This window comes from Rhizobium sp. BK251 (assembly GCF_004345245.1).
Lineage (GTDB): Bacteria > Pseudomonadota > Alphaproteobacteria > Rhizobiales > Rhizobiaceae > Rhizobium.
In genome coordinates this window covers 53,906-70,424 of sequence record NZ_SLUQ01000005.1, presented here as the reverse complement: position 1 = coordinate 70,424, position 16,519 = coordinate 53,906, and the positions used below count along the sequence as shown (strand labels likewise).

General features: G+C 62.3%; 13 protein-coding genes and 1 pseudogene. 8 read left to right on the top strand and 6 right to left on the bottom strand.

All coding sequences use genetic code 11. The annotated features are described in order from the left end of the window. Position 1: 1 nt before the first annotated feature. From EV286_RS13125 to EV286_RS13115, 3 genes are all read right to left on the bottom strand, one after another. Positions 2 to 871, bottom strand: coding sequence for a carbohydrate ABC transporter permease (locus EV286_RS13125; protein ID WP_132957589.1), 870 nt, complete (start codon positions 869 to 871; stop codon positions 2 to 4). Then, the gene (locus EV286_RS13120) at positions 871 to 1,794 is read right to left on the bottom strand and encodes a sugar ABC transporter permease (RefSeq protein WP_132957588.1); all 924 of its coding nucleotides are present in this window, start codon (positions 1,792 to 1,794) and stop codon (positions 871 to 873) included. The genes EV286_RS13125 and EV286_RS13120 overlap by 1 nt, the downstream gene beginning before the upstream one ends. 88 nt (positions 1,795 to 1,882) lie before the next feature. Further along, positions 1,883 to 3,130, bottom strand: a complete 1,248-nt coding sequence (locus EV286_RS13115; protein ID WP_132957587.1) for a sugar ABC transporter substrate-binding protein — start codon at positions 3,128 to 3,130, stop codon at positions 1,883 to 1,885. Positions 3,131 to 3,311: 181 nt separating this feature from the next. Between EV286_RS13115 and EV286_RS13110 the strand changes: the two genes are divergently transcribed. Both EV286_RS13110 and EV286_RS13105 read left to right on the top strand, forming a co-directional pair. Further along, on the top strand, positions 3,312 to 4,313 hold the full coding sequence (locus EV286_RS13110) for a LacI family DNA-binding transcriptional regulator (RefSeq protein WP_132957586.1): 1,002 nt from the start codon (positions 3,312 to 3,314) through the stop codon (positions 4,311 to 4,313). Between the two features lie 142 nt (positions 4,314 to 4,455). Next, positions 4,456 to 5,700, top strand: a complete 1,245-nt coding sequence (locus EV286_RS13105; RefSeq protein ID WP_132957585.1) for an NAD(P)/FAD-dependent oxidoreductase — start codon at positions 4,456 to 4,458, stop codon at positions 5,698 to 5,700. A 10-nt stretch (positions 5,701 to 5,710) separates the two neighbouring features. Here the strand turns inward: EV286_RS13105 and EV286_RS13100 are convergent, their stop codons facing one another. Beyond that, the gene (locus EV286_RS13100) at positions 5,711 to 7,021 is read right to left on the bottom strand and encodes a multidrug effflux MFS transporter (protein WP_132957584.1); all 1,311 of its coding nucleotides are present in this window, start codon (positions 7,019 to 7,021) and stop codon (positions 5,711 to 5,713) included. A 303-nt stretch (positions 7,022 to 7,324) separates the two neighbouring features. Beyond that, complete coding sequence (locus EV286_RS13095; protein ID WP_132957583.1) at positions 7,325 to 7,963, bottom strand: TetR/AcrR family transcriptional regulator; 639 nt, start codon at positions 7,961 to 7,963, stop codon at positions 7,325 to 7,327. Positions 7,964 to 8,246: 283 nt separating this feature from the next. Here EV286_RS13095 and EV286_RS13090 point away from each other — a divergent pair, with 283 nt between their 5' ends. The 6 genes from EV286_RS13090 to EV286_RS32490 all read left to right on the top strand — a co-directional run bounded on the left by EV286_RS13090 (position 8,247) and on the right by EV286_RS32490 (position 15,096). Further along, a complete protein-coding gene (locus tag EV286_RS13090; RefSeq protein WP_132957582.1) occupies positions 8,247 to 8,810 on the top strand; it encodes a TRAP transporter small permease in 564 nt (187 codons plus the stop codon). 11 nt (positions 8,811 to 8,821) lie between these two features. Further along, on the top strand, positions 8,822 to 10,102 hold the full coding sequence (locus EV286_RS13085; RefSeq protein ID WP_132957581.1) for a TRAP transporter large permease subunit: 1,281 nt from the start codon (positions 8,822 to 8,824) through the stop codon (positions 10,100 to 10,102). 68 nt (positions 10,103 to 10,170) lie between these two features. Continuing rightward, positions 10,171 to 11,187 carry a TRAP transporter substrate-binding protein gene (locus tag EV286_RS13080; RefSeq protein WP_132957580.1) on the top strand — a complete coding sequence of 339 codons (1,017 nt, stop codon included), beginning with the start codon at positions 10,171 to 10,173 and terminating at the stop codon, positions 11,185 to 11,187. Positions 11,188 to 11,251: 64 nt separating this feature from the next. Beyond that, the gene (locus EV286_RS13075; RefSeq protein WP_132957579.1) at positions 11,252 to 12,112 is read left to right on the top strand and encodes a shikimate dehydrogenase; all 861 of its coding nucleotides are present in this window, start codon (positions 11,252 to 11,254) and stop codon (positions 12,110 to 12,112) included. A gap of 30 nt (positions 12,113 to 12,142) precedes the next feature. Then, the gene (locus EV286_RS13070; protein ID WP_132957578.1) at positions 12,143 to 14,035 is read left to right on the top strand and encodes a sugar phosphate isomerase/epimerase and 4-hydroxyphenylpyruvate domain-containing protein; all 1,893 of its coding nucleotides are present in this window, start codon (positions 12,143 to 12,145) and stop codon (positions 14,033 to 14,035) included. A gap of 260 nt (positions 14,036 to 14,295) precedes the next feature. Beyond that, complete coding sequence (locus EV286_RS32490; protein WP_245500715.1) at positions 14,296 to 15,096, top strand: MipA/OmpV family protein; 801 nt, start codon at positions 14,296 to 14,298, stop codon at positions 15,094 to 15,096. Here the strand turns inward: EV286_RS32490 and EV286_RS32485 are convergent. After that, positions 15,043 to 16,360: pseudogene (locus EV286_RS32485) on the bottom strand (cyclopropane-fatty-acyl-phospholipid synthase family protein); the annotation flags it as partial. The gene EV286_RS32490 and the pseudogene EV286_RS32485 sit on opposite strands and share 54 nt — an antisense overlap. Positions 16,361 to 16,519: the final 159 nt, after the last annotated feature.

Here is a 16,519-nt window from a genome sequence, read left to right as displayed (position 1 = left end):
GCTATTTCACCGCACCGGCCGTCAAGCCGCGCACGTAGTATCGTTGCAAGAGAAGGAAGAGCAGGATGCAGGGGACCATGGTCACGGCAATGCCGGCCTGCAGCGCGCCCCAATCGATGATGCCGTAGATGCCCGAGGAGACATTAACGAGCATGATCGGCAGGGTGAACTTGTTCTGGTCGGAGAGAAAGATCAGCGCCGCCAGGAATTCGTTCCAGGAATTCAGGAAGGCGAACATGGCGACCGTCGCGACGCCCGGCAGCGCGATCGGCAGCATGATCCGCCGCAGGATCGTCGCCTGCGATGCCCCATCGATTCTCGCCGCCTCGATCAACGCCTTGGGCACCGCATCGAAGGCATTGCGCATCATGAAGACAGAGAAGGGGAGCTGAAAGGTCACATAGATCAGCACCAGCCCGAAGAGATTGTTCTGCAGCCGGAACACCTTCAGGATCAGGAAGAGCGGCGTGAGGATCGACTGAAACGGGATCATCATCGTCGCCATGATCAGCACGAAGAGGAGCGACTGGCCGGGAAAACGGAACTTCGAGAAGCCGTATCCCGCGGGCACCGAAACCAGCACCGTCAACAGCACGGTTCCGACTGCAATCAGCACCGAATTGCCGGCGTAGACATACCAGCCGGCGCCGACATGCTCGAGGCGGCGGTAGTTTTCCAGCGAGAAGGTCTTGGAGAACAAGGCGGCCGGATTGGCGAGCGCAGCCGCGGCCGGCTTGAAGGAATTCGCGAAGGACCAGACGATCGGCATCACGAAGAAGACGGCAAAGACGAGCGCCGTCAGCACAAAGGCGAGAAAGCCGAGCCGCTCGCTCATCGGCTTGGGTGCAAGATTATAGTTCAAGCGGTCCATCAGCCCTCCTCCGGACGCTGGCGCAGGAAGACGAACTGGATGGTGCTAATCGCCACCAGCACGACAAGCAGCGCAAAGGAGATCGCCGAGCCATAGCCCAGGCGGTAAGACGAAAACGAGGCGAGATAGATCGAGAACACCGCCGAGATCGTACTGTTCGACGGGCCACCTTGGGTGATGATGAAGAACTGGTCGAAGGCAAGCATGGACGAGGTAACGTTCAGCACCAGCGCCAGCACTACCGAATTGCGCATCAGCGGCAGCGTGATCCGCCGGAAGCGGCTCCAGACATTGGCGCCATCGATCTTGGCCGCCTCGATGACATCGTTCGAAATGCTCTGCAGGCCGGTGAGCAGGATGATCATGGTGAAGCCCGCCGTCTTCCAGACGACCATCAGGATGACGACGGCGAGCGCCGGCCAGAAGCTTTCGAGCGGCCGCGGTGCGCTGTCGATCAACCCGCTGCCGCGCAGGATCTGCGCGAAGACGCCGCTGTCCGGATTGAGAAGCCACATCCAGAGCGTCGATGCCGCGCCGAAGCCGATGACGACCGGCATGAAATAGATGGTGCGGAAGAAACCCGCGATGCGCAGCGGCCGGTCGACCAGCAATGCCAGCGGAAAGGCTACAAGGAAAATCGCCGCCGTAACCAGCACGGTGTACAGCATCGTGAATCCCAGCGAATGCCAAAGCTGGGTGTCGTTGACGAGCTCTGCGTAATTGGCAAGCCCGACGAACTTGGTACGGCCGAGAAGCGGCCAGTTATAGAAGCTCATCCAGACCGTCATCACGAGTGGCACGAGGAAGAGCACGACGATGAACAGGAAGCCCGGCAGGATGAATGCGAGGCCGAGCCATCCTTTCGGCTCAGGCTCTCCGCCGGAGATTGCAGTCGCCTGGCTGCGACGCACCGAGAAATTCACGGCACCGCTCCCCTTGATGCTTGTTTGTCGACATATCCGGTGGCAACGGGGCGCGCTCGCCGCGCCCCGTTGCATTCACGGCCGAGGCTCAGTTCGGATTCGTCCGCTCGAGAATGCGGGTGAAATCCTCCTGCGTCTTGGCGATGGTTCCGTCGACATCGTCGCCGAAGATCGTGCCCTGGATCAGATTGAGGAAGGGGCCGGTGCGGCTGACGAAAAGCTCATCCGACGAGAAGGTATAGGGCGTGCGCGCCTTTGCCAGGATGTCGTAGGCGACGAGGTTGCGCGGATCGAACTTTGCATAGGCTTCCTTGGCAAGGTCGGTGCGCGAGGGCATGCCCGATTCCTGCGTGATATAGACCTGCTGTTCGGGCTGCATGTAGAAGTCGACGAAGTCGAGCGCGACCTTCTTCTTCTCCTCGCTGATGCCCTTGATGAGGGACAGCGTATCGCCGCCGGCAAAGCTCGATTCACCGCCCTTCGGGCCGGGGATCGGCGCGACATTGAACTTGACGTCCGGATATTTGCTGGTGAGCAGGTTCACGATGTAGGAACCGGTCATCAGGATGCCGACCTTGCCGGAGGCGAAGGCCTCAACCGCATTGTTGCCGTTGCCCGAGCGCGACGTCGGGTGGATAGCGCCGCCCTTCCACATGTCGCGATAAGCGGAGAGGGTTTCCCGGAGCGCCGGCGTGTCGACGGTTGCCGTGCGGCCATCATCGCTGAGGACATCGGCATCGGCGGCCCAGAGATGAGGCAGGAAGTCGTAGATCAGCCAGCTGCCGGAGTTCGCCACGAAGTAGAAGCCGTAGGTCTCGTTGCCGAGCGCGGCGATCTTCTTGGCATCGGCGGCAATCTCTTCGATCGAGGCAGGCGCCTTGTTGGGGTCGAGGCCGGCCTTGGTGAAGAGGTCGGTATTGTAGGCGATGATCGATGCGTCGGGCAGCGCCGGCACGCCATAAATCTTGCCGTCATAGGTGGCGAGGCGGATATGGGAGGGGCTGAGGGCCGAGGAATAGGGCAGGCCCTTGACGAAATCGGTGATATCCTCGAGGCCATCAGCCGCGGCGAAGGTTGGAAGATAGATGAGGTCGAGGACTGCGCCATCCGGCGCCGCACCACCGGCAAGCGCAGCACCGAGCTTCGGCACCATCTGCTCAGCGGTGATCTGGGTCACGTTGACCTTGTCGGAATGCGATGCGTTGTACTTGTCGGCCAGACCCTGGAGCACGGCACCGGACGAAGTGCGGACCCAAAGCGTGACTTCTTCGGCATTGGCAAGCGTCGTGCTGGCCAGAAGCGTGACCGCAGCAAGCGTCAACTTTAAATTGATCATGAACGTTCCCCTTTTCTTTGCCGCCAACAACCTCCCGGTGGCGTGACAGAAACGTTAGTCGACAATTTTTTAGTTGTCGACACTATGTGCGCAGCATTTTCGAAGGAATCTGATAAAACCTTTTAACATCACGATTTTTTCTGCTAAAAGGTTTTAGCACGATCGGAAGAGGCAAGCAATTTTGGTAGAGAAGGACACCCGCAGGCGGACGATTCACGACGTGGCCAAGGCGGCCGGCGTCAGCATTTCGACGGCCTCGAACGCGCTGAACGGAACGGGGCGCACGAATGCCGAAACGCGAGATCGCGTAAAACGTGTGGCAGAGGAGATTGGCTTTCGCCCCAACGCGCTTGCCCGCGGACTGTTGACCAAGCGCAGCCATGCAATCGGCATGCTGACGAACGACACCTATGGCAGGCTGACCCTGCCGATGGCTGCCGGCGTTTCGGAGGCGCTCGTCGACCACGGGCTTTCCGTCTTTCTCTGCGCAACCAACAACGACCCGCGCCTGGCGCGCCTGCACATCGAGGCGCTCATGGACCGGCAGGTCGACGGCATCATCTTCACCGCGACCCGCCTGGACCTGAAGCCACCGGTCGAGCTTTCCAAGCTGCCGATCCCCGTCGTCTATGTCTTTGCGGAGGGCCCGGCCGACAACATCAGCTTCTTTCCGGACGACGCGCAGGGCGCGCGCCTCGCTGTCGATCACCTGAAAGAACTTGGCCGCTCGCGGATCCTGCATATCACCGGCCCGGAAGACTATCTCGCAGTGCGCATCAGGGCGGCCGCCTATCGGGAGAGCTGCGGTGGAGGCGCGGAGGTGCTCTACGGCGACTGGACCGAGGAATGGGGCCATGAGGCGGTCGACACGGTCTTTTCCCGTGCCGGCGAGGGGCCCGATGCCATCTTCTGCGGCAATGACGAAATCGCCCGCGGCGTCATCGACCGGCTCCGCGACTTGAACATCGCCGTGCCGGACGATGTCGCCGTCGTCGGTTTCGACAACTGGGAAGTGATCGCGAAACAGACCCGCCCGCCGCTCACCACCATCGACATGGAACTCAAGGAGCTCGGCAGACGCGCCGGCCTGGCGATACTCGGCCTTTCGAAGGGGGAAGACATCCCCGGCGGGATCACGAGGCTTCCCTGCAGCCTCGTCGTGCGCCGCTCATCCGGTGCTTGATCGAGGCCATCGAGAGCTTGCCGCGACAACGGGGTTGCGGTCTGCCATGCGACGATTTGATCGCCTGTGCAGGCTTGCCTCGCTTGCGCGGCGTCCCGGGACTGCGCATGATGCCTGACCGCATCAGTTCCGTGTTCCCAGAATGACCCCAGAACCAGACATCGTTATCATTGGCGCGGGTGCTGCCGGCATCGGCGCTGCACGGCGTCTCGCCGGAAGCGGCCTGTCGATCCTGATGATCGAATCCCTGCCGCGTATCGGCGGCCGCGCATGGACCTTCAAGACACCGGTGGGCACCGTCGACCTCGGCTGCGCCTGGCTTCACTCGGCGGATCGCAACCCGTGGACACGCATTGCCGAGGAATCGGGATTTGCAGTCGAGCGGAGACCCAGCGCCTGGTCGCGGCAGTTCCGCGAGCTCGGCTTTTCAAGGGAGGAACAGGACGCCGCCCACCAAGCCTTTGCCGAATGGAGCGAACGGCTCGCCACGAATCCGCCCGCGAGCGATCGCGCTTCGGACGCGTTGGAGCCGAACGGCTCGTGGACCCCCTATCTGCAGGCCCTGAGCGGCTTCATCAGCGGAGACGAGCTGGAGCGCATCTCGGCCAAGGACTATGTCGCCTACGACGCCGCCTCTACCGCAACCAACTGGCGCGTGCCGGCCGGCTATGGAACGCTGATCGCGTCGAGCCTTCCGGGCAATGTCGAAGTTCATCTCGACACGCCGCTCAGATCCCTCGCGCTTGGCGGCACCGGCATCGAGCTCCAGACCTCGCGTGGCCCGCTTCAGCCTCGCGCCGTGATTTTGACGGTATCGACCAATGTGCTTTCGGGCGACACGATTGCGTGGCCGTCGGCGCTGGAGCCGTGGCGCGACGCCGCGGCCCGCCTGCCCCTTGGCGCCAACGAAAAGATCTTCCTCGAGATCGTCGGCGACAGCCCCTTCGTCCCCGAAAGCCACGTCTTTGGCAATCCCCACGATCCCGAGACGGGCACCTACTATATCCGGCCGCTGGGATCGCCGCTGATCGAATGTTTCCTGGGTGGCGCGGGCGCCCGATCCGCCGTGGCCGACGGCAAGGACGCCGCATTTGCGCGGGCGGTCGATCAGCTCGCCGCGCTCTTCGGCTCATCGGTGCGTGAATATCTTCGCCCGCTTGCCGCCTCCGAGTGGCGACGCGTGCCATCGATTGGCGGCGGCTACAGCCATGCCCTTCCGGGCCAGGCCGATGCGCGCATTGCTCTGGCGCGACCCTTCGACGATCGACTGTTCTTCGCAGGCGAGGCAACGCACCGAAGCGACTTCTCGACGGCGCATGGCGCTTATCAAAGCGGGGTGCGGGCCGCGGAAGAGGCGATGCACGCGCTGTTGCCGATGTCGAGGTGATAGTGCCGATCTATCGCGATGCGGCCGGGACCAGTCTGGCACAAAGAAAACTTCCAAGGCCGGCGATCGCGATGACGCAGGCCATCGGCCATGGCGTGCCGTCGGCGAAGGCGCCGACGAGCGCCGAGCCGAATATGCCGCTTCCATAATGCATCGCTCCCACGAGCGCGGACACCGCACCGGCGCGTTCCGGAAAGTCGGCAAGTGCGCCGGCGATGGAATTGGCGACGATCAGGCCGGACCACGAGACGAAGAGAAAAAGCGGCACAGCCAGACCCCAAAGCCCGCCCCAGTCCGTCCAGGCAGCGCCGGCGAGAATGATGCCCGACAAGGCAGCGCCTGATGTGCCATACGACAATAGTCGCTCGCTTCCGAAACGCATCACCAGGCGGGAATTGACGACGTTCGTCATCATGATGCCGACGATGCCGACTGCGAAAAGCAGGCCATAGAGCCCGGCGGGCACATGATGATAGGTGATGTAGGCAGACGGCGTGCCCGCGATATAGGCAAAGATCCCCGCATAGAAGAAGCCGCCGGCACCAGCATAGCCGAGCAGGCGCCGATGAGAGAGGAGCTTGCGGTAGCCGACCAGCGAGCGGCCGAGAGGCTCCGGATTCCTCCGTTCGGCAGGCAGCGTCTCGGGCAAGCTGAAAAGTGCGGCAAGGGTCAGCAGGCCGATGACCACCAATGTCCAGAAGATCGCCCGCCATCCGGCAAAGGCCAGGATCTGGCCACCGACGATCGGGCCAAGCAGAGGCGCGATCGCCATTACCGTCATCAGTGTCGATAGCATCTGCGCCGCACGATTGCCCGCATAGAGGTCGCGCACCATCGCCCGCGACAGCACGACGCCGGCACAGGCGCCGACCGCCTGCACGATGCGCCAGCCGACCATCGCCTCGGCACTCCCCGACATGGCGCAGCCTGCCGATCCGATGATGAAGAGGACAAGACCAATGGCGATCGGCAGACGACGGCCGTAGCGGTCACCGACCGGCCCCCAGATCAATTGCCCCAGACTGAAGCCGACGAGGAATCCCGACACCGTGAGTTCGATCGAGCCTGCCTCTGCGCCGAGTTCCTGCCCCATCACCGGCATGGCCGGAAGGTAAAGGTCGGTCGAGATCGACGCGAACCCCATCAGCGCGCTCAAGACAGAAAGAACGCGCCACCCGTGTTGCGCGGCGCCGTTCCTTGCGACGCCCTGCGCGGGCGCGGCCACTGCCGCCTCGTTCGCATTCTTCGAAAATCCGCAGTCTGCCAGAGCTTCGCCGGCTTCCGCTTCGCGCGTCTCGTCTATCGTGGTCGCTCCAAGCATCCGTTTTTATGCACCTGAGCCTGCTCAGGGTCCCTGCGGTCAGACATCGTGATGGCAGGAAGATACGGCGCGGGGATCATTTCGATTAGAGAGGATAATCCGCATGAGGTTATGGGTAAAATTCATGAGTGGGCGGTCTGGAGCCGAGAACGCCGGCGGGGTCAGGGCGAATGAGCGAGACCAGTCTCCTTATTCAGGCGGGCGGCGGCGTCACGGCCATGTACGGATCAGACACTCGACCGCCAAAGTTCGCTCGCGTTTTTCAGCGCCGCGCCTCGAGTACAACGGCCCCGGGTCGAAGGCTTAGTTCTTCAGGTAACTGATCACCGCATCCGCGATCATGCCGCGGTGCCGCCCCATCGTCCCGGGATCGGAGAGATCGCGCCGGAAGATCGTTCCGAAGGTATAGCGGTTCGAGACGCGGAAGAAGCAGAAGGCGCTGATCAGCATATGGATGTCGATCGGATCTGCCTTGCGCCGGAAGACGCCCTCCTCGAAACCGCGCTCCAGGATGCCGGCAATCGTCTCGATGACCGAGACATTGAGGTCGCGGATCGCCTCGGATCGCAACATGTGAGCAGCGTGGTGGATGTTCTCGATGCTGACGAGGCGGACGAAATCAGGGTTTGCCTCGTCGTGGTCGAAGGTGGTCGCGATCAGCGTGCGCAGCGCCTCCTCCGGCTGCAGATCGGCAAGATGCAGGTCGGCTTCCAGAGAGCGGATCTTGCGGTAGGACTGCTCAAGGACGGCAAGGTAGAGCCCCTCCTTGCTGCCGAAATAATAGTAGATCATTCGTTTCGAGGTGCGCGTCTTCTCGGCGATGGCGTCGACACGCCCGCCCGCGAGGCCGTGCGTTGCGAACTCTTCCGTCGCGACGAGCAGGATATCCTCGCGCGTCTGCTGCGGATCGTTCTTCCTGCCGTTTTCGCCGCGTTCCGCCATCTCTCCCGCCACGGTACACTTTAAGCTCTTGATTTTAGACGTCCAAGCTATGGCGACAGGCGGCATTGTCAACCGCCTGCATAGCCGCGCCTCCCAGTCATATTCCACGTCCGACGCATCTTACAACAGATTAACACTTGACATACTAACTAGTTCGTACATTTTTGAAAGCACCATTGCGGATGAGGAGTTCGGCGGTGGTTTACCGCTTGCCAGACGATGTGCCGAGTGTCTGATGCAAGGTCACGGCTGCCAGTCGGCAGCCACGCTTTGGGAGGAGCGAATGACCCGCATAATCGATTTCTACTTCCTTGTCCTCAAGGTCGCGATCGCACTGCTTCTGGCGGGTATGGTCGTGCTCGTCTTCGGCAATGTCGTGCTGCGCTACGCCTTCAACGAAGGCATCACCTCTTCGGAAGAACTGTCGCGCATCTTCTTCATCTGGCTGACCTTCCTTGGGGCGGTCGTCGCCATGCGCGAGCACAGCCACCTCGGCGTCGATTCCGTGCTGCGCCGTCTGCCACCGACCGGAGCCAGGATCGCCGTATTGCTCGGCCACGTGCTGATGCTCCTCGCCACCTGGCTGATGATCAGCGGCAGCTGGACGCAAACGCTGATCAATTGGCATGTGACGGCACCGGCCACCGGCATCTCAATGGCCTTCTTCTACGGTGCCGGCCTTGCCTTCGGGATCCCCGCCTTCCTCATCCTGCTCTGGGATGCCTTCGCGATCGCGACCGGCCGTATCGACGTGACGACGGCCGAGTTCGTCCGCGACAGCGAGGAACAGGCCGCACTCGACGAAAGACTCGAGCCGCCCCTTTCCGGCCTTGCCACGAAGCACTGAGGGAGATCGAGATGACCATTTCAATTTTCCTCGGCGCACTCCTCGGCCCCATGGCACTCGGCGTGCCGATCGCCTTCGCGCTCATCATCACCGGTGTTGCCCTGATGGCATTCCTCGGCACGTTCGACGCGCAGATCGTGGCACAGAACGTCCTGAACGGCGCCGACAGCTTTCCGCTGATGGCCGTGCCCTTCTTCCTGCTCGCCGGCGAAGTGATGAACACCGGCGGGCTGTCGAAGCGCATCGTCGATCTCGCCATGGCCATGGTCGGCCATGTGCGCGGCGGCCTCGGCTTCGTCGCCATCTTCGCGGCCTGTGTCCTTTCCAGCCTGTCCGGCTCGGCCGTCGCGGATGCAGCGGCACTCGGCGCCCTGCTCTTTCCGATGATGATCAAGTCCGGCCATGACCCTGCTCGCGCCGGCGGCCTGCTGGCTTCGGCGTCCATCATCGGCCCGATCATACCGCCTTCGATCGGATTCATCCTCTACGGCGTCATCGGCGGCGTCTCGATCACCAAGCTGTTCCTTGCCGGCATCGTCCCGGGACTGCTGATCGGCGCGGCGCTGTGCATCACCTGGCTGATCGTCGCCCGGAAGGAACAGTTCGTGCTGCCGCCCCGCCAGAGCGGCGCGGTCCGGCTGAAGGCCTTCGTCGACAGCATCTGGGCACTCCTCCTGCCGGTGATCATCATCGTCGGCCTGAAGTTCGGCGTGTTCACGCCGACGGAGGCGGGCGTCGTTGCCGCGGTCTATTCGCTCTTCGTGTCGATGGTCATCTATCGCGAACTGCCGCCTTCGAAACTTTTCCACGTCTTCGTCTCGGCGGCAAAGATCACCTCGGTCGTCATGTTCCTCGTCGCCTGCGCTGCCGTCAGCGCCTGGCTGATCACAGTCGCCGATGTGCCTGGCGATCTGGCGGCCCTCGTCGAGCCACTGATGGACAATCAGACGCTGCTGCTTCTCGCCATCATGGTGCTCATCGTGGTCGTCGGCACGGCGATGGACATGACGCCCACCATTCTCGTCATGACGCCCGTGCTGATGCCGATCATCAAGCAGGCGGGTATCGACCCGGTCTATTTCGGCGTCCTTTTCATCATCAACAATTCGATCGGCCTCATCACGCCGCCGGTCGGCACCGTGCTGAACGTCATCTGCGGCGTGTCGAAGCTGTCGATGGAAGACCTGATGAAGGGTGTCATGCCCTTCATGATCGCCGAGCTGATCGTCCTGATCCTGCTCGTCCTATTCCCGTCGCTGGTGACTGTTCCGGTCTCCTGGTTCGGGCACTGATGCCGTTGCCGGCGATGAAATTTCAACGTGGCCGCGGGGAGATAGCGGTCTCAATCTGGGAGGAAAGCATGCTGAATAAACTGACGAAACTGGTATTGGGGCTGGCCCTGCCGATCGCCCTTCTTGCGGGCGGTCCCGCAGCCGCCGAGATCCGCGAACACCAGCTCAAGTTCGCATCTGCCAACAACAAGGGCCATCCGCAGGTGATGGGGATGGAGAAGTTCGCCGAGATCGTGAAGGAAAAGAGCGGCGGCAAGATCGAGATCAAGCTCTATCCGGGCGGCGTTCTTGGCGGCGACGTGCAGACCCTTTCCGCCCTGCAGGGCGGCGTCGTCGAGATGACCGTGCTCAATGCCGGGATTCTCGCGAGCAACGTCAAGCAGTTCGGCGCTGTCGACCTGCCGTTCCTCTTCAACAGCGGCGAAGAGGCCGACAAGGTGATGGACGGCCCATTCGGCGAGAGCCTGATCAAGCTCCTGCCCGACACGGGCCTCGTGGGCCTTGCCTATTGGGAACTCGGCTTTCGCAACCTCACCAACAACCGCCACGCGGTCACCAAGCTCGATGACATCAAGGGCTTGAAGATCCGCACGATCCAGTCGCCGATCCCGATCGAGCTTTTCAACAGCCTCGGCGCCAACGCCGTGCCGCTGCCCTATACCGAGCTTTACACGGCGCTCGAGACCGGCACGGTCGACGGCCAGGAAAACCCGGCCGCCAACATCGTCAATGCCAAGTTCTACGAAGTGCAGAAGTACATGACGGTGACGCGTCACCAGTACAATCCGCAGATCGTCCTCATCAGCAAGAAGTTCTGGGACGGCCTCAACGATGAGGAGAAGGCCGTGCTGCAGGCTGCGGCGACCGAAGCCCGCGACTACCAGCGCAAGGTCTCGCGCGAGCAGGACGCCAAGGCAATGGCGGAGATCAAGGGGACCGGCATGCAGGTCGACGAGCTGAGCCCCGAAGAGACGCAGAAGCTGCGCGAAGCCGTGAAGCCGATGATCGACAAGTTCAGCGCCGAAATCGGCAAGGAGACGGTCACGGAACTCTTCCAGCAGCTGGACGCGGTGCGCAGCAACTAACCGATGACCGGCCCGCTCGCGAGGGCGGGCCGTTGCCCCTTGTAACCGACGGGATGCAGACGAAATGGCCGATACACTGCTGAAACCTCTGAAAGCCGGCCTGATCGGCACCGGTATTCAGGCGTCGCTGACGCCGGCGATGCACATGACGGAAGGCGCGGCCCAGGGGCTCGACTACAGCTACGAGCTGATCGATCTCAACCAGATCAACGCTTCACCGGACGACCTGCCGCGCCTGCTCAAGAATGCGGAAGAAAAGGGCTTCTCGGGTCTCAATATCACGCATCCCTGCAAGCAGCTCGTCATTCCCTGCCTCGATGAACTTTCAGCCGAGGCGCGCGCACTTGGTGCCGTCAACACGGTCGTGCTGAAGGGGGGCAGGCGCACTGGCCACAACACCGACTGGTGGGGCTTTGCCGAAAGCTTCAGGCGCGGCATGCCGGAGGCCGATCTTTCATCGGCGGTCCAGCTCGGGGCCGGCGGCGCCGGCGTCGCGACCGCTTATGCGATCCTCTCCCTTGGATTGAAGCGGCTGACGGTCTTCGATCGCGAGACCGATCGTGCCGTCGCCCTCGCACAGACGATGTCTGCCCTCTTTCCCGCCGCCTCGATTTCCGCGGGCGACGACCTGCAATCGGCCATGGCCGACGCGGCAGGCCTCGTCCACGCGACGCCGACCGGGATGGCGAAGTACCCGGGCATGCCCCTGCCTGCAGAACTCCTGGACGCCCGGCACTGGGTTGCCGAGATCGTCTACTTCCCGCTGGAAACCGAATTGCTGAAGCAGGCACGGAGCCGTGGCTGCCGCACGCTCGACGGCGGCGGCATGGCGGTCTTCCAGGCCGTCGGCGCTTTCCGGCTGATCACGGGCCGGGATCCGGACCCGGCGCGCATGCTCGCCCATTTCAAGGCCATGACGACCTAGCAATCGACAAGAAGCGATGAGGAGCGGCCCATGAAGACGTCCATAGCCACGGTATCGCTGAGCGGCGACCTGCGCGACAAGCTGGAAGCCATCGCCCAAGCCGGCTTCGACGGCGTGGAAATCTTCGAGAACGATTTCCTGATCTTCGACGAAAGCCCGCGCCAGGTCGGAAAAATGGTGCGCGACCTCGGCATGGAGATCACGCTGTTCCAGCCCTTCCGCGATTTCGAAGGCATGCCGGAGCCGATGCGAAGCCGCACGTTCGACCGAGCCGAGCGCAAATTCGACCTGATGCAGGAGATGGGCACCGATCTCGTACTCGTCTGCTCGAATGTCTCGCCTGCAGCGCTTGGCGGTATCGACCGCGCAGCCGCCGACTTTTCCGAACTCGGCGAGCGGGCAGCCAAGCGGGGGCTGCGCGTCGGCTACGAAGCGCTCGCCTGGGGCCGGCACATCAACGACCACCGCGATGCATGGGAGATCGTCCGGCGCGCCAACCATCCGAATATCGGCGTCATACTCGACAGCTTTCACACGCTCTCGCGCAAGATCGACGTCAACTCGATCCGCTCCATTCCCAAGGAGAAGATCTTCATCATCCAGCTTGCCGACGCCCCCGTCATCGACATGGACCTGCTCTACTGGAGCCGGCATTTCCGCAACATGCCAGGCGAAGGCGACCTGCCGGTGCTGGATTTCATGCAGGCAGTCGCCGCCACCGGCTATGACGGTTACCTCTCGCTCGAGATCTTCAACGATCAGTTCCGTGGCGGCTCGCCGAACGCCATTGCGGTCGATGGCCGTCGCTCGCTCATTTATCTCGGCGACCAGGTGAAAAGGCGAGAGCCGGAAAGTCGCCTGCCGGTACCTGTCATGCCGCCGCGGGCGGCGGTCGAAGGCATCGCCTTCATCGAGTTCACGGCCGACAAGGACGACTCACCGGAGCTCGAGGTGCTGCTGGCAACGCTTGGTTTTCGAAAGACGGCCAAGCACCGGACCAAGAACGTCACCCTCTTCCGCCAGGGTGATATCAATCTGGTCATCAATACGGACCAGCGCGGCTTCGCCAATGCATCTTACGTCGTGCATGGGACGACGGCCTATGCCGCCGGCCTGATGGTCGATGACGCAAAGGCCGCGCTCGACCGGGCGATCGCGCTCGGCGCGGAACGGTTTCAGCAGCCGCTCGACGTCGGTGAGATCGAGATGCCGGCGGTGCGCGGCGTCGGTGGCGGGCTCCTCTATTTCCTCGACCGCAAGACCGATCTCGGACGCATCTGGGAGATTGAATTCGAGCCGATCGAGGACGGGCAAAACCTGGCGGACGCAGGCCTGCTCTCGATCGACCATATGGCGCAGACGATGAAATACGAGGAGCTGTTGACGTGGCTCCTCTTCTACACCTCGATCCTCGACACCCGCAAAACGCCGATGGTCGACATCATCGATCCCTCGGGTGTCGTGCGCAGCCAGGTGGTGGAGAACGAAGAAGGATCGCTGCGCGTCACCATGAACGGAGCGGAGAACCGCAATACGCTCGCCGGCCATTTCATCGCCGAGACCTTCGGTTCCGGCATCCAGCACCTCGCCTTCAAGACGGACGACATCTTCGCGACCGCCAAGGCGCTCGCCGCAAACGGCTTCGTCTCGCTGACGATATCACCGAACTACTACGACGACCTCGAGGCGCGCTTCGGGCTCGATGCGGACTTCGCCGAGCGACTCAAGGCGAGCAACATCCTCTACGACCGCGACGACCATGGTGAATATTTCCAGCTCTACAGCCCCACCTATGGCGAAGGCTTCTTCTTCGAGATCGTCGAGCGCCGTGGTTACCGCGGCTACGGCGCGCCGAACGCGATCTTCCGAATCGCTGCACTCAGGAAGCATTTGAGGCCTGCGGGCATGCCGCGGGACGTCTAGAACCCGACAAATGCAGCCCTTTTCCTGAAAAGTGCCCCTTTGATGCAACAGGTGGCGCCTGAATTTAACCCAGATTGCAGCGAGTGCCGGCGCTTGAGTTGACCTCGAATGACTCGGCAGACATATTCGGCACGCTTGATTTGTCATAGTTCCGCTGAAACGGAGAATGCATGCACATTCGGTATCGCCTGCCAGGACGGTCAATCGCTGCTTCCCGTTTGTTGGATTTCGCGTTTTCGCCGCACATGATGGCGGGCCTGATGGCCATGCTGCTTGCAGGCGCCACGCAAGTGCAGGCACAGGAAGCCACGACGACCGCACCGGCGACGCAACCGCGGCAGCCCAGCCAGTGGATCATCACGCTCGGTGGCAGCGTCGAATACAGCCCCGACTATGAGGGCTCGAAGCACTACTCCGTAAGCGGGTTGCCCAACTTCGACATTCGCCGCCTCGGCGAACCAGCCGAACAGGATGTGCCGGACGACAATTTCGACCTCACCGTCTTTACCTACAAGGGCATCGAGCTCGGCCCCGTCTGGGGCATCCGGAGTGGCCGGTCGAGCTTTGACGACTGGCGCCTTGAAGGGCTGAACAGAATTGACTGGAGCCTGGACGCCGGCATATTCGTCCAATACTGGCCGATCGAAGACAGGCTTCGGTTGCGGGCCGAAGCCCGCCAGGCCCTTTGGAACGGTGGCGGCCTTGTCGCTGACCTGGCTGCCGACTGGTTCCAGCCGATCACGGACGGCCTTGTGGTTTCCGTCGGCCCGCGCCTGACGCTCGGCAATTCGACCTTCATGAGCCAGAACTTTGGCGTATCGGCGAACGAGGCCACCAAAAGCCGCTTCCCTGAATTCGATGCCGGTGGCGGTGTGAAGTCCGTTGGCGTGACAGTCGCTGCGACCTACACGATCAACCCGCAATGGAGCGTGCAGGTCTATAACCGATACGACCGTCTGGTGAGCGACGCCGCCGACAGCCCGATTACGAGCCAGATCGGCAGCAAGAACCAGAATATAGTCGGCTTTACCCTCAACCGGTCGTTCCAGATCGGCTTCTGACGTCGCTTGTGCCGTCGACGAGATAGTCGCGCGTCACCGGCACGATGTCGTTGCGCTTGCTGATCTGGATCTGGAACACCACAAGATCCTCGTAGCGGAAAGCGGCTTCGGCCGTCGATAGATAATACTCCCACATCAGGCAGAATCGCTCGTCATAGAGGGCGGCCGCCTCGGCCCGGCGCGCCATGAAACGTTCTCGCCAGCTGGCAAGCGTCCAGGCGTAATGCAGCCGCAATATCTCGACATCGGTGATGACGAGGCCGGCCGCCTCGATCTCGGGGACGATTTCGGAGAGCGACGGGATATAGCCACCGGGAAAGATGTACTTGTCGAGCCAGGGCGTGGTGAAACCCGGGGTCGCGGAGCATCCGATGGTGTGAAGCACCATGACGCCGTCCTCGTCCAGCAGGCTTGCGCATTTGCGGAAGAACTCGCGATAGGACGAGCGGCCGACATGTTCGAACATGCCCACCGAGACGATCCTGTCGAAACGGCCCTCAAGGCTCCGGTAGTCCTTCAAGGCGAAGCCAACCTCCGCCGCGTTCAGACCAGCGACGCTCGGCCGGCGCTTCGACGCATAGTCGAACTGCTCCTCCGACAGGGTGACGCCGAGAACATTTCCGCCCGGTGCATGCTGGGCGAGATGACGCGCGAGACCGCCCCATCCACACCCGATGTCGAGAATCTTGTTGCCCGGCTCGATGAGCAGCTTGGCGGCGAGATGCTTCTTCTTTGCCCGCTGGGCATCCTCCAGGCTCTGGCCCGGGTACTCAAAATAGGCGCAGGAATATTGCCGGTCCGCATCGAGGAACAATCCGTAGAGCCCGCCGTCGAGATCGTAATGATGCGCCACGTTGCGCTTCGAGCGACCAGGCAGGTTCCGTTGGCGAAAGATGCGCGACCGCGTCCTGATATCGTCGATGAGCCTGGCGACAAACGGATGCGTCTGGTTCTGCGCTTCCCGCAATATCAGGGCCACGAAATCATAGAGCGAACCGCGCTCGACGATGAAACGACCATCCATGTAGAGCTCGCCGAGCCTCAGATCGGCATCGATCAGAAATGCCCATTGCGCGCGGTTGTCGGTAAAGCGGACACGAACCGGCATGCCGCTCCGGTCGCCGAAGGCAAGGACGCGACCGCTCGCGGTGACCACCTCCAGCGAACCGCGCGTCACGATGCGCGACAGTGCGCGCTTCAGGACATAGTCCACCAGCATCGACATGCCGAAGCGTCGGCGATTCTCGGCTTGCTGCACTGTCATAGTATCCCCTTTGGTGTTTGTTGGCGGCGCGGTGCCAGCCGTCCTCGAAATGTCTTCTTGTGCCTCCCCGCCAGCCCCCGCGATCAGCCAGACGCCCGACAGGATCAGGCCGCTGCCGATGATCTGCAGGGCAGCGACAGGCTCGCCGAAGGCAAGCCA

Bases quoted from the DNA above. Each gene is read 5' to 3' on its own strand.
- EV286_RS13115 (WP_132957587.1), bottom strand. From the start codon at position 3,130: ATGATCAATTTAAAGTTGACGCTTGCTGCGGTCACGCTTCTGGCCAGC.
- EV286_RS13105 (WP_132957585.1), top strand. From the start codon at position 4,456: ATGACCCCAGAACCAGACATCGTTATCATTGGCGCGGGTGCTGCCGGC.
- EV286_RS13090 (WP_132957582.1), top strand. From the start codon at position 8,247: ATGACCCGCATAATCGATTTCTACTTCCTTGTCCTCAAGGTCGCGATC.
- EV286_RS13095 (WP_132957583.1), bottom strand. From the start codon at position 7,963: ATGGCGGAACGCGGCGAAAACGGCAGGAAGAACGATCCGCAGCAGACG.
- EV286_RS13075 (WP_132957579.1), top strand. From the start codon at position 11,252: ATGGCCGATACACTGCTGAAACCTCTGAAAGCCGGCCTGATCGGCACC.
- EV286_RS13125 (WP_132957589.1), bottom strand. From the start codon at position 871: ATGGACCGCTTGAACTATAATCTTGCACCCAAGCCGATGAGCGAGCGG.
- EV286_RS13070 (WP_132957578.1), top strand. From the start codon at position 12,143: ATGAAGACGTCCATAGCCACGGTATCGCTGAGCGGCGACCTGCGCGAC.
- EV286_RS13100 (WP_132957584.1), bottom strand. From the start codon at position 7,021: ATGCTTGGAGCGACCACGATAGACGAGACGCGCGAAGCGGAAGCCGGC.
- EV286_RS13085 (WP_132957581.1), top strand. From the start codon at position 8,822: ATGACCATTTCAATTTTCCTCGGCGCACTCCTCGGCCCCATGGCACTC.
- EV286_RS32490 (WP_245500715.1), top strand. From the start codon at position 14,296: ATGGCCATGCTGCTTGCAGGCGCCACGCAAGTGCAGGCACAGGAAGCC.
- EV286_RS13080 (WP_132957580.1), top strand. From the start codon at position 10,171: ATGCTGAATAAACTGACGAAACTGGTATTGGGGCTGGCCCTGCCGATC.